Below are 13,158 nucleotides of genomic sequence, written 5' to 3'. Positions count from 1 at the left end.
GTAATACCACAATTAACCATTGTCACAATAAGGTTGAACGGATATTCTGAGCACGGACCACGTAATATTCAATACATTATTTGCTGCCGGGTTTTTCGTGAATCAACGTAATATGTCAATAATTAATTCCACGCCAGTGCGCGTTATTGCCATTGTGGGATGTGATGGTTCGGGTAAATCGACCCTCACGGCAAGTCTGGTGAATGAACTGGCAGCAAAAATGCCAACAGAACACATTTATCTCGGGCAATCGTCCGGGCGAATTGGTGAGTGGATTTCACAGCTCCCCATTATTGGTGCACCTTTTGGCCGTTATTTGCGAGGCAAAGCGGCACATGTGCATGAAAAGCCTTCAACGCCGCCCGGTAATATTACCGCGCTGGTTATTTATTTGCTTTCTTGCTGGCGGGCGTACAAGTTTCGCAAAATGTTGCGCAAAAGCCAGCAAGGCTATCTGCTCATTACAGATCGCTACCCGCAGGTTGAAGTGCCGGGTTTTCGCTTTGATGGCCCGCAACTGGCAAAAACTACTGGCGGTAACGGCTGGATAAAAATGTTAAGGCAGCGCGAACTGAAACTATACCAGTGGATGGCGTCTTATTTACCTGTGTTATTGATTCGTCTTGCTATTGATGAACAGACGGCGTTTTCGCGTAAGCCCGACCATCAACTGGCGGCGTTACAGGAAAAAATCGCCGTCACGCCACAACTGACGTTCAATGGCGCAAAGATCCTTGAACTGGATGGGCGGCAACCCGCCGATGAAGTCCTGCAAGTGTCACTACGCTCAATTCACGCCGCGCTTTCCTGATCACCAAAATGGATAAGGGATAATTTAACGAATGGATGCACTACACACGCAAACTGCTAATAGCACAACTGCGCCGCAGCCCAACTACATTCCAGGGCTGATTGCGGTGGTCGGGTGTGATGGCACGGGGAAATCCACGCTGACCACCGATCTGGTGAAATCACTGCAACAGCACTGGCAAACCGAGCGCCGCTATCTGGGGCTGCTCTCGGGCGAAGACGGCGACAAAATTAAACGCTTACCGTTTGTTGGTGTCTGGCTGGAGCGGAGACTGGCGGCAAAATCCTCCAAAACCCAAAGTATGAAAACCCAATCTCCGGCGCTTTGGGCGGCGGCGATTATGTACGGCTTTTCGCTGCGAAGAATGGCAAATCTGCGCAAAGTTCAGCGACTGGCGCAAAGTGGTGTTCTGGTGGTCAGCGATCGCTTTCCGCAGGCTGAAATTTCCGGTTTCTATTATGACGGTCCTGGGATTGGCGTCGAACGTGCGGCCGGGAAAATCAACATGTTCCTGGCGCAGCGTGAGCGGCAGTTATACCAACAAATGGCGCAATACCGCCCGGAATTAATCATTCGTCTGGGTATTGATATTGATACTGCTATCTCCCGCAAGCCTGACCATGACTATGCCGAGTTGCAGGACAAAATCGGTGTCATGTCGAAGATTGGCTATAACGGCACAAAAATTCTTGAGATTGATTCCAGAGCGCCCTACAGCGAAGTGCTGGAACAGGCACAGAAAGCGGTTTCTCTGGTTGCCATCGTTTCTGACCGCCGACGTTTAACTTAAGGCTGGCGGGCTGTTTTTCATTTTCAACGATAAGGTCTGGCTGAATTGGCGGGTTTTAACATCAAACATTGGTTTGCAGATGGCGCATTTCGCACCATTATTCGCAATAGCGCCTGGTTAGGCTCCAGCAATGTCGTGAGCGCTTTGCTGGGTTTACTGGCGCTTTCATGCGCAGGGAAAGGGATGACGCCAGCCATGTTTGGCGTACTGGTGATTGTGCAATCGTATGCCAAGTCGATCAGTGATTTTATTAAGTTTCAGACATGGCAGTTGGTAGTGCAGTATGGCACGCCAGCCTTAACCAATAATAATCCCCAACAATTTCGCAATGTTGTCTCTTTTTCCTTTTCGCTGGATATCGTCAGTGGTGCGGTGGCGATTGTCGGCGGCATTGCCTTGCTGCCATTTCTTTCTCACTCGTTAGGTCTGGATGAGCAAAGTTTTTGGCTGGCGGCGCTCTATTGCACGCTTATCCCCTCAATGGCTTCCTCCACGCCGACCGGCATTTTGCGCGCAGTGGATCGCTTCGACTTAATTGCGGTGCAGCAGGCGACGAAACCTTTTCTGCGTGCGGCGGGAAGCGTCATTGCCTGGTATTTTGACTTTGGTTTTGCGGGCTTCGTGATCGCCTGGTACGCCTCGAATCTGGTTGGTGGCACGATGTACTGGTGGTTTGCTGCGCGTGAACTGCGTCGTAGAAATATCCATAACGCCTTCAAATTAAATCTGTTTGAGTCTGCCAGACACATTAAAGGCGCGTGGAGTTTTGTCTGGTCAACCAACATTGCTCACTCCATCTGGTCGGCGCGTAACTCGTGCAGCACGGTGCTGGTGGGGATCGTGTTAGGGCCAGCGGCCGCCGGATTATTTAAAATCGCTATGACATTCTTTGACGCTGCCGGAACGCCCGCCAGTTTGCTGGGTAAGAGCTTTTACCCTGAAGTGATGCGTTTAGATCCTCGAACCACCAGACCGTGGTTGTTAGGCGTGAAGTCCGGCTTGCTGGCGGGCGGGATCGGCATTCTGGTTGCGCTTGCGGTGTTGATCGTTGGTAAACCACTTATTTCGCTGGTATTTGGCGTTAAATATCTCGAAGCATATGACCTGATTCAGGTCATGTTGGGCGCGATTGTTATTTCGATGCTGGGTTTCCCGCAGGAATCATTGCTGCTGATGGCGGGGAAACAACGCGCTTTTCTCGTGGCGCAAACCATCGCTTCAATCGGCTACATCGTGTTGCTGTTCATGTTCTGCCATCTGTTTGGCGTGCTGGGGGCGGCGTTTGCCTATTTCGGCGGTCAATGTCTGGATGTGGCGCTCTCATTAATTCCGACCTTAAAGGCGTTTTTTCAGCGCCATTCATTGCGTTATAACGCAGCCGGAGAGAAATCCTGATGATGAGAAAATATTTCCCGCTTGAGGCGAGCGAGCGTTTATTTGTTGCGGTTGAGGAAGATGATGTTATTGATGAGTGGGTCAGTTTACCATCGACAATTGCTTTGCGTTGTACTGCTGAAATCATTCAGGATAACTATGCGTTATGTCTGCAATTCTGGCTGAATGGTGTTAATCGTCAGGAGTTACTGCATTTAATCCGCAAACAGTCCAAAGGTGAGGAGCTTACGTCTGACGAGCGCAAACAGTTTAAATACATGCGAGCGCGCTACAAGCATCTACGTTTTGCCCAACGGTTGTATTTAAAAAAACACCGGGCGGGATTCTTATTCGGCAAAACGACGGTTTTTCTTGGGCGTTTTCAGGACGGTTTTCGTAACGGTAAGAAAAATATCGTGTCGTATTACGGAAACTTGTTACGTATTTATTTAAGCCCTCTTGTATGGTGGCTGGTGAGTTATTTATTACGCCATAGCCAGTTAGAAAGCGTGAACGGCTTTATCGCTTATCGCCAGAAGCAAATGCACATTCTGAAGGAGATTGTTGCCAAACCACAGCTTACAGGCAGGGAATTTCATGATGTGCGAAAAATCATCAGCCAGCAGGTTTCTTATTACGACACGTTAAGATCGCTTGATCCTGAAAATAAAGAGGCGTTGCAGATTTCCCGCTTTCTCGCAGCCATTAATGGCCTGATGGGAGATAAGCACGACGACATGGTGGCGGACGATATGGAAAATCGCCAGTCGTATGATGCACCAGTGGCACTCGATAGCGATATTCGTCAGCGTTTAGAACTGCTGATTTCGCGTTTTCCGCTATAACCGGGGTAATGATGTTATCTCGTTTGATTGTCGCACTGATTATCATGCTCTTATTACCTGGTGCGCAGGCACACAATTTCGTCACAGGAAAACCGGTTCCCCCTGTTTATATCCAGGAAGGCGGTGAGTTGCTGCTTAATAACGAAGAGATTCACTACCAAAAGTGGAATAGCACGCAACTGGCGGGAAAAGTTCGTATTATCCAGTATATTGCCGGGCGAAAGTCGGCAAAGAAAAAGAACTCATTGCTAATCAAAGCAGTAGAAATAGCAAATTTCCCTCAGGATCGTTTTCAGCCCACCACCATAGTGAACACCGATGATGCCATCTTTGGCACCGGTTATTTCGTGGCAGGTAAAATTGAAAAAAATAAACGCCGCTATCCGTGGGCGCAATTTGTTATTGACGCCAATGGTCTGGGACGTCTTGCCTGGCAACTGCCGGAGCAGAGTTCAACCATTCTGGTGCTGAATAAATACGGGCAAATCCAGTGGGCAAAGGACGGTAGCCTGGTGCCGGAAGAAGTAGATCATGTTATTGCGTTGGCACATAAGCTGATCAATGAATAAAAAATTCAAAGGATTGAGGGCGTTAGTGAGATGAAGTTGGTTGAGCACTACATCATGCGTGGTACGCGCCGTCTGGTGCTGATTATCATCGGTTTTCTGATCTTTATTTTTGCCAGCTACTCCGCACAGCGTTATCTGACCGAAGCGGCAAATGGAACCTTAGCGCTTGATGTTGTACTGGATATCGTTTTCTACAAGGTGCTGATTGCACTGGAGATGTTATTACCGGTTGGCCTGTATGTGTCGGTTGGCGTGACGCTTGGGCAGATGTATACCGATTCAGAAATTACCGCTATCTCTGCGGCGGGAGGCAGTCCGGCGCGTTTGTACAAAGCCGTTCTTTACCTGGCGATACCGCTAAGTATTTTTGTCACTCTGTTGTCGATGTATGGCAGGCCGTGGGCTTATGCGCAGATTTATCAACTGGAGCAACAGTCGCAGTCGGAGCTGGATGTTCGCCAGTTGCGGGCAAAGAAATTTAACACTAACGATAACGGACGAATGATCCTCTCTCAGACGGTTGATCAAGATAATAACCGCCTGACCGATGCGCTGATTTATACTTCTACCGCCAATCGAACACGTATTTTCCGCGCCCGTTCGGTCGATGTGGTCGACCCATCACCCGAGAAACCTACCGTTATGTTGCATAACGGAACTGCCTATCTTCTCGATCATCAGGGCCGTGACGACAACGAACAGCTTTACCGTAATCTGCAATTACATCTGAATCCGCTGGATCAAAGCCCTAACGTCAAACGCAAAGCGAAATCGGTCACGGAACTGGCACACTCTGTCTTTCCTGCCGATCATGCCGAGCTGCAATGGCGACAAAGCCGTGGCCTGACGGCGTTGTTGATGGCACTGCTGGCTATTTCTTTAAGCCGGGTAAAACCGCGGCAGGGGCGATTTTCTACGTTACTGCCACTGACATTACTGTTTATTGCCATTTTTTATGGCGGCGACGTCTGCCGCACCCTGGTGGCTAACGGCGCGATTCCCCTCATTCCTGGTTTGTGGTTAGTGCCCGGACTCATGCTAATAGGTCTGTTGATGCTGGTTGCTCGCGACTTCTCTTTGCTGCAGAAATTTTCCCGATGAATGTTTTCAGTCGCTATTTAATCCGCCATCTCTTCCTCGGTTTTGCTGCCGCGGCCGGGCTACTGTTGCCGCTTTTTACCACCTTCAACCTGATTAACGAACTGGATGATGTCAGCCCTGGTGGTTATCGCTGGACTCAGGCGGTGCTGGTGGTACTGATGACCTTACCGCGCACACTGGTCGAGCTTGCACCATTTATCGCGTTATTGGGTGGGATTGTCGGCCTGGGACAACTATCGAAAAACAGCGAACTTACTGCCATTCGTAGCACGGGTTTTTCTATTTTCCGTATTGCACTGGTGGCGCTGGTCGCCGGAATACTGTGGACTGTTTCGTTAGGCGCGATTGATGAGTGGGTTGCGTCGCCATTGCAGCAACAGGCACTGCAAATCAAATCTACCGCGGTAGCGTTGGGAGATGAGGATGATATTACCGGCAATATGCTGTGGGCCAGGCGCGGCAATGAATTTGTGACGGTGAAATCGCTGAATGAACTGGGTCAGCCTGTGGGCGTGGAGATATTTCATTACCGCGACGATCTCTCGCTCGAATCCTACATTTATGCACGCAGTGCCACCATTGAAAACGACAAAACGTGGATCCTGCACGGCGTGAATCACAAAAAATGGCTTAACGGTAAAGAAACGCAGGAAGCATTAGCCAATCTTGCCTGGCAATCGGCATTCACCAGTATGAATCTCGAAGAGTTATCGATGCCGGGGAATACTTTTTCTGTCCGTCAGCTCAACCATTACATCCATTATTTGCAGGAAACCGGACAACCGGGCAGCGAATACCGCCTTGCACTGTGGGAAAAGCTGGGGCAACCCATCTTAACTCTGGCGATGATTTTACTGGCTGTGCCCTTTACCTTTAGCACTCCGCGCTCGCCGGGGATGGGCAGCCGTCTTGCTGTAGGCGTCATCGTTGGCTTGCTTACCTGGATCAGCTATCAAATCATGGTCAATCTGGGATTGCTATTTGCGTTGAGCGCGCCCGTTACCGCGCTCGGTTTACCGGTAGCGTTTGTGTTGGTAGCGTTGATTCTGGTGTATTGGTATGACAGGCAACATTAATCCAGCCGTGGCGTAACACCACGGCGGGCCAATATTACGACTTCAGGGTAGCAAATGCCTGAATGATGGTATCGATTTGCTCGCGGCTGTGAGCGGCGTTAACGCTACAGCGCAGCAGCGTAATACCCGCAGGTGCGGCAGGCGGCAGGATAAGATTCACATAAACGCCCAGCGAGATAAGCTCGCGCCAGATACGTAACCCTTCCTCTTTCGAACCGATTATCACCGGCACTACCGGGCTGATATGCGAGCTTAACTCATAACCCAACTTTTGTAGCCCGTCATACAGATGGTTGGCGTTATCCATCAGCTTTTGCCGCAGCTCTGGTTGTGTGGCAATGGTTTTTAACGACGAGCGCACGGTCGCAATGCAGGAAGGGGAAGGAGAGGCGGTAAAAATATACGGGCGGCTGCCGTAGCGCAGCACTTCCATCGCTTCCGAACCCACGGCAAAACCGCCAATGGAGGCCAGGCTTTTACTGAAGGTGCCGACGATAATATCCACATCGTCTTCAACGCCAACGGCTTCAACCAGTCCGCGGCCCGTTGCGCCTAATACGCCAAACGAATGCGCTTCATCGACAATCAAATAACCACCGAGGCGACGTTTGATATCAACGATTTCTGCCAGCGGTGCCACATCACCGAGCATACTGTAGATGCCCTCAACGATGATAATCGCCTCTTTTGCCCGTTCACCGAGGCGAACCATGCGACGCTCCAGATCGTTGGCGTCGTTATGGCGGAAACGAATAATTTCCGCACCGCCGAGAGAACAGGCGTCATAAATACTGGCGTGGCTGTCGGCATCGAGCAATACCACGGCGTTATGGTCGGCAAGTGCGCTGATGACACCTAAATTCGCGGTATAACCGGTTGAAAAAACGATAGCGGTAGGGCGATTGAAGAACTCTGCAATTTCTTTCTCTAATGCCAGATGCGGCGCATAACTGCCATTAGCCATACGAGAACCGGTGGTGCCGGTGCCTTGGGTCGCTAACGCCGCCTGACCTTCCGCAATGGCATCATGATTGAAGGTTAATCCGAGATAATTATTGGTCCCGGCCAGAATCACTTTTTTATTGCCGATACGGCCTTCGGTGGCGGAATACACTTCATCAATACAGGTGCCAAACGGCGTTAAACCGTTATCACTAAATTGCAGCCGCTCACCAGCAAGGCGCGCATATTTATCATAAAGCCCCATTATTTATTCTCCAGCCATGGAAGTAGAGTTTCCATTAATTGCGCAGGGGTTTTGACATCCAGCAGAATATTAATAGGAATGGAAATATCGAATCTGTCTTCCAGCATCATTAAGAGATCCATCACTTTGATCGACTCCAGGCCGAGATCGTTGACGAGATCGCTGTCGGGCTTAATTTCCACACCGTTTTCGACCAACTCCTGTAAACAGGAAAGGATGTAATCCATTACTATTTCACGATTTACCATAGAAACGTTAACACACCTTTAAACAAGACAATCAAAATAGCCCGTTGCGTAATGCGTGTTCCAGGCTAACCCCGGGAAACCAATTAATATCTTCAGAAATACATTTATTACTTGCCGACCAGTCGGCATGGGTTAATTCACGGATTTTCGAGCGGGTCAGCATGGGTTCTTTATCTGCGAGGCGACTCAACGCGGTACTGATATCCGCAAGGCAGGTGAGTAACGGCAGAGGAATACCGACCATCCGCACAGAACCACAACGGGCTACAGCGGCAAGCTGTTGGACACGTCGCCAGTCATAACCTCCGGCGATGCCATCGCATAATTCATACGTTTGCGTCTGTACGGAATCGGCGCTTAACCACTGACCCACAGCCTGGGCGAAATCGGTGACGTGCAGAAAAGAGAGCTGCGTATCTGGTGCGCCAGTACGTGGCAGAAGTCCGCGCAGCATCCAGTCAAACAGCGGTTTTAGCTCTTTATCGCCGGGGCCATACACTGCAGTTGGACGAAAAACGCCCAGCGTGATTTCGCCAGCCATTGCTGCCAGTCGTTGTTCGGCTACGAATTTAGATTTTGCATACCAGGAGAGTTCGGGATGACGCGCCGCCAGTGAAGAGATAAACAGGAAACGTTGGCAGCAGCCGCTCTCTTTTGCCGCCTGCATCAGGCGCAGGCTGCCGTCGACGTTACAACGGGTAAAGATATCTTCTTTGTGTCCGCGCACTTGCCCGGCGCAATGGACCACCGCGCTGGCGCTGGCAACCAGTTCGCTAAGCGAATGCGTATCTTCCAGCGAACCGCGCACCCAGATGAGATTATCGCTAACGTGAGCGCGGGTAGTACGCGTCAAAGCGCGAACGTGAAAGCCGCGGGCGAGCAGGTTATCGATAATATATTTCCCGATAAACCCGGTAGCGCCCGTCACCGCGACAGTTTGATTCATATGAGAGATCCCTGAACATGAGGATTAGCGGCAACGGCCTTCTGATAACGTTTTTTCGCTTCTGCGCGGGCGGGCTTGCCGGAAGAGGTGCGGGGAATACTGTGGGGCGGTAACAGGTCGATAGCCGCAGTTACGCCAAATTCGCTTTGTATCCGCGCCGCCAGCGTGTGGATAAGCTGCGTGCGGCGCTTTTCGTCGCTGATACGGCACTGGATCTGCAAAATAATATTTTCCTGGGCGGTAACGAAAGCAATGGCATCGCCAGAGTGAATTTCCGGTTCCTGTTCCGCAATATATTCAATATCCTGCGGCCAGATATTGCGGCCACGAATAATAATCAGATCTTTAATGCGCCCGGTGACATACAGATAACCGTCCAGCAGATAACCGAGATCGCCAGTATCTAACCAACCCGTCGCGGCAATCTCGTTTTGTGAAGCCATGTCGCCAAAGTAGCCACTCATCAGGCTGGGGCCAGAGATGCAAATATGGCCCACCACACGTTCCGCTACCGGTATCCCCGCTTCATTACGGATTTCAATGCTATGTTCCGGCAACGCTTTACCGCAGTTGACGAAAGTTGATACGGCACGTGTCTCAACACCCGGCGTAACGGCTTTCCCCTGATATTCGAGGATGTCGCGATCCACGTCGTTAACCACAACCCCAGAGGCTTCATCGGAAAAGCTGACAGCCAGCGCGTTCTCTGCCAGTCCGTAGCACGGCATAAACGTTTTATCGTCAAAGTTAACTGGACGGAAACATTCAGCAAATTGATGGAGTTGTTCGGCGGAGATAGGCTCTGCGCCAATACCGGCGACGCGCCAGCAGGAGAGATCCAGTTCAGCGAGATCTCTTTCATTCACGCGGCGCTGGCACAATTCATAGCCAAATGGTGGCGCAACGGAGACGGTGCCGCGATTTTTGCTGATCAATTTAAGCCATTGCAGTGGGCGCATGGCAAAATCCTGGGTGCGCAAATAATCCACTGAAAGCTGCGTGGCGACAGGTGTCAGAAGAAAACCGACCAACCCCATATCATGGTAGAAAGGTAGCCAGGAGACACAGCGATCGCCTGGGCGTAATTTAATGCCATCGTGGCTGATGGCACGTAGATTGGCCATCACTTCGCGATGAGTGATGATGACGCCACGGGGAAAACGGGTGCTGCCGGAGGTGTACTGCAGATAGGCGATATCGTCTGGCACTGGCAACGGGAGCGTAACATCGGCTTCTGGCAAGGTTTTAAACCAGGCGTGGCTCAAAACATGTAACTCGGGTTTGCCCTGCGTCGCGGCATTGACCAGCGGCAACCACTCATCACCAGTGATAATCGCCGCAGGCTGGCAGCTTGCCAGCAACCCTTGCAGTTTTGTGCTCCATGAATCCCGCTGACCGACGCCCATCGGAATCGCCAGTGGGACAGCGACTAATCCGGCATACTGGCAGGCAAAAAACGCTTCGACAAACCCGCTACTGGTTTCCGCAATCAGCGCCACGCGATCGCCTTTTTTCAGGTTTAGCGATAACAGTCGCCTGGCTCCTGTTTCCGCACGTGCTTTTAAAGTGTGATATTCCAGTTCATCTTCAAGCTGGCTACGCCTGTCATAAAAATTCATTCCGGCGTTACCCAGAGCGGCATAGTCCAAAGCATCAACCAGCGTTGGAAAATCGGCATAGCGCATAGGCAGGGAATGCGTAAAGATTTTATTGGACATATACACCACAAGAAAATTGGATATCAAAAATAAAATGACAATAATGCGGTGGATTATATATGCATAAAAGATAAATGAGATAGTATTTTCATTGGTGCGATATTGAACATTGATTAAAATAATAAGTTCTGTTTTTTTGTTTCTTATTGTGAATGATATTTAATTTATGAATGTATTAAGTAATGCCTTGTCTGGTCGCATTAAGTCTATAAAAGGCATTATTAACCGTCTTACGCAGGCTCTGGTTTTACCGTAATTATTAATAAATATTATTTTATCTTCGTTTGTATTCATTGGGTGGATTATGAAGGTGCTGTTCGTTGCAGTTGCAGCCTGTTTTTCACCGTTAATTATTTGTTATCCACGTAAATATGGAATGCGATCTGCTGATGATTAAAATTGAAAAAGTAATAAATAAAAATGACTTAAAGGCATTTATCGCTTTTCCGTCGTCACTTTATTCCAATGATTCAAACTGGATCCCCCCTTTATGCATTGAACGCAGTGAGCATCTGTCACAAAAGAATCCGGGAACGGACCATATTATCTGGCAGGCGTGGGTGGCAAAAAAAGAGGGGCAGATAGTCGGGCGCATTACGGCGCAAATCGATACCTTGCACCGCGAGCGATACGGCGAAGATACGGGGCATTTTGGCATGATTGACGCCATTGATGATCCACAGGTATTTGCGGTCTTATTTGACGCAGCGGAAGGGTGGCTGAAGTCACAAGGGGCACGCAACATCACTGGCCCCTTCAGCCTGAATATCAATCAGGAGAGTGGGTTACTGATTGAAGGGTTTGATACGCCGCCCTGCGCGATGATGCCGCACGGCAAACCGTGGTATGCCGCGCATCTCGAGCAATTGGGCTATCAGAAAGGCATTGATTTACTGGCGTGGTGGATGCAGCGAACCGATCTCACTTTCTCTCCGGCGCTAAAAAAACTGATGGATCAGGTACGCAAAAAGGTGACCATTCGCTGCATCAATCGCCAGCGGTTTGCTGAAGAGATGCAGATCCTGCGTGAGATTTTCAACTCTGGCTGGCAGCACAACTGGGGCTTTGTGCCGTTTACCGAACGCGAATTTGCCATCATGGGCGATCAGCTTAAATACCTGGTGCCGGACGATATGATCTACATTGCTGAGATAGACTCTGCACCCTGCGCGTTTGTTGTCGGCTTACCGAACATCAACGAGGCGATTGCTGATCTGAATGGATCGCTCTTTCCCCTCGGCTGGGCAAAATTGCTGTGGCGCTTAAAAGTCAGTGGTATGCGCACTGCGCGAGTGCCGCTAATGGGTGTGCGCGACGAATATCAGTTTAGTCGTATCGGACCGGTAATCGCGCTGTTGCTGATTGAAGCATTACGCGATCCCTTTACCCGCAGGAAGATCGACGCGCTGGAGATGTCATGGATCCTCGAAACCAATACGGGCATGAATAACATGCTGGAACGTATTGGCGCACAGCCATATAAGCGTTACCGCTTGTATGAAAAGCAGATTTAACGCCCGCTAACTCTGGCTCATCTCCAGCGGCACCGCCGAGCGAATCAAGTGGTGACCTTCCAGTTCGATATTGTGGAGATTCTTTTTCACGGTCATCACATGATCGCGGGCCGCGCGCTGGGCCACATGCGGCAGTCGTTGCAAAACCGCGTTATAGATCCGCGCATGTTGGCGATCGATCTGCTTTTTTTGCTGGGGGCGATGGTAGAGATTATTCACGCTGGCAAACACCGAATTAAACATCAGATCGGTCAATGATTGCAGAGTGAAAACCAGCACCTGATTGTGGGAAGCCTGACAAATAGCGAGATGGAAAGCGTGATCCAACTGCGCATGTTCGATCAGTGAAATCTCTTTGTTGTTCTCACTGGCGGCGAGCATTTTTTCATAACAGCGAGTTATCAATACAAAATCAGCCTGGGTTCCCAGCGTTGCCGCCAACCTTGCTGATTCGCCTTCCAGTAATGCCCGGACGTCGAGCAGATCATACAGTGTTCGCGGCTGCGTGCTGAACAGATGGATCAGCGGACTGGTGTCCTGTACCCGATTAAGTCGCGCGACCCGAGAATCGCGCCCCTGCGCCGTTTCAATAATCCCGCGCCCGCGCAGCACCGTCAGCCCTTCACGCAGTGCGGAACGCGAGAAGCCGAGCTTTTCGCACAGTCGACGTTCCGAGGGAAGCGGCTGCCCGACCTTCAACACACCGTCGATAATTAACCGTTCGATACTCTCTGCAACCACTTCGCAAATAGGGCGACGTTCATCTTTCATTCCCGGACCTCGTGCACAGGTAGGACCAATTTTTCTGTTCTTAATTCGCGAAACACGCACATCATGCAAGTGATTATGTTACATCAATTTAACATTGAATTAACCTATGCGTGGTCACAGAGCTGGAAAAAAAATGGTCTGACCGGTAACTAAAGAGATAGACGAAAACAAAAAGCCCGCTTAATAAC

General features: G+C 50.1%; 13 protein-coding genes. 8 read left to right on the top strand and 5 right to left on the bottom strand.

All coding sequences use genetic code 11. The features are described from left to right. Window positions 1-97 precede the first annotated feature (97 nt). The 7 genes from A31E_RS08055 to lptG are packed head-to-tail and all read left to right on the top strand — an operon-like array spanning window position 98 to window position 6,566. Complete coding sequence (locus A31E_RS08055) at window positions 98-811, top strand: dTMP kinase (RefSeq protein ID WP_072274938.1); 714 nt, start codon at window positions 98-100, stop codon at window positions 809-811. A gap of 31 nt (window positions 812-842) precedes the next feature. Continuing rightward, a complete protein-coding gene (locus A31E_RS08060; RefSeq protein WP_000339328.1) occupies window positions 843-1,601 on the top strand; it encodes a nucleoside/nucleotide kinase family protein in 759 nt (252 codons plus the stop codon). A 45-nt stretch (window positions 1,602-1,646) separates the two neighbouring features. After that, the gene (locus A31E_RS08065; protein WP_000896902.1) at window positions 1,647-2,996 is read left to right on the top strand and encodes a lipopolysaccharide biosynthesis protein; all 1,350 of its coding nucleotides are present in this window, start codon (window positions 1,647-1,649) and stop codon (window positions 2,994-2,996) included. Continuing rightward, entirely contained in the window at window positions 2,996-3,820 is an 825-nt protein-coding gene (locus A31E_RS08070) for a hypothetical protein (RefSeq protein WP_001517095.1), read from the top strand. Before A31E_RS08065 ends, A31E_RS08070 begins: the two co-directional genes overlap by 1 nt. Before the next feature lie 11 nt (window positions 3,821-3,831). After that, window positions 3,832-4,389, top strand: a complete 558-nt coding sequence (locus A31E_RS08075; protein WP_000952663.1) for a YtfJ family protein — start codon at window positions 3,832-3,834, stop codon at window positions 4,387-4,389. Window positions 4,390-4,419: 30 nt separating this feature from the next. Beyond that, window positions 4,420-5,490, top strand: a complete 1,071-nt coding sequence (gene lptF / locus A31E_RS08080) for an LPS export ABC transporter permease LptF (protein WP_000779618.1) — start codon at window positions 4,420-4,422, stop codon at window positions 5,488-5,490. Beyond that, complete coding sequence (gene lptG, locus A31E_RS08085) at window positions 5,487-6,566, top strand: LPS export ABC transporter permease LptG (protein WP_016249208.1); 1,080 nt, start codon at window positions 5,487-5,489, stop codon at window positions 6,564-6,566. Before lptF ends, lptG begins: the two co-directional genes overlap by 4 nt. 34 nt (window positions 6,567-6,600) lie before the next feature. Here lptG and spt read toward each other — a convergent pair whose 3' ends face one another. The 4 genes from spt to A31E_RS08105 are packed head-to-tail and all read right to left on the bottom strand — an operon-like array spanning window position 6,601 to window position 10,685. Next, window positions 6,601-7,773 carry a serine palmitoyltransferase gene (spt, locus tag A31E_RS08090; RefSeq protein ID WP_000524948.1) on the bottom strand — a complete coding sequence of 391 codons (1,173 nt, stop codon included), beginning with the start codon at window positions 7,771-7,773 and terminating at the stop codon, window positions 6,601-6,603. Beyond that, window positions 7,773-8,021, bottom strand: a complete 249-nt coding sequence (locus A31E_RS08095) for an acyl carrier protein (protein WP_000248105.1) — start codon at window positions 8,019-8,021, stop codon at window positions 7,773-7,775. The genes spt and A31E_RS08095 overlap by 1 nt, the downstream gene beginning before the upstream one ends. A gap of 31 nt (window positions 8,022-8,052) precedes the next feature. Continuing rightward, window positions 8,053-8,967, bottom strand: coding sequence for an NAD-dependent epimerase/dehydratase family protein (locus A31E_RS08100; RefSeq protein ID WP_016249207.1), 915 nt, complete (start codon window positions 8,965-8,967; stop codon window positions 8,053-8,055). Beyond that, window positions 8,964-10,685, bottom strand: a complete 1,722-nt coding sequence (locus A31E_RS08105; RefSeq protein WP_016249206.1) for a fatty acyl-AMP ligase — start codon at window positions 10,683-10,685, stop codon at window positions 8,964-8,966. The genes A31E_RS08100 and A31E_RS08105 overlap by 4 nt, the downstream gene beginning before the upstream one ends. A 371-nt stretch (window positions 10,686-11,056) precedes the next feature. Between A31E_RS08105 and yghO the strand changes: the two genes are divergently transcribed. Continuing rightward, window positions 11,057-12,199, top strand: a complete 1,143-nt coding sequence (gene yghO, locus A31E_RS08110) for a protein YghO (protein WP_010378769.1) — start codon at window positions 11,057-11,059, stop codon at window positions 12,197-12,199. A 6-nt stretch (window positions 12,200-12,205) separates the two neighbouring features. Here the strand turns inward: yghO and glcC are convergent, their stop codons facing one another. Continuing rightward, window positions 12,206-12,970 carry a transcriptional regulator GlcC gene (gene glcC / locus A31E_RS08115; RefSeq protein WP_001517090.1) on the bottom strand — a complete coding sequence of 255 codons (765 nt, stop codon included), beginning with the start codon at window positions 12,968-12,970 and terminating at the stop codon, window positions 12,206-12,208. Window positions 12,971-13,158: the final 188 nt, after the last annotated feature.

Origin of the sequence: Escherichia sp. KTE159 (assembly GCF_000408805.1) — a bacterium.
Classification (GTDB): Bacteria; Pseudomonadota; Gammaproteobacteria; order Enterobacterales; family Enterobacteriaceae; genus Escherichia; species Escherichia marmotae.
Note: the sequence above shows the minus strand (reverse complement) of the source record. Positions and strands in the feature narration are given on the sequence as shown.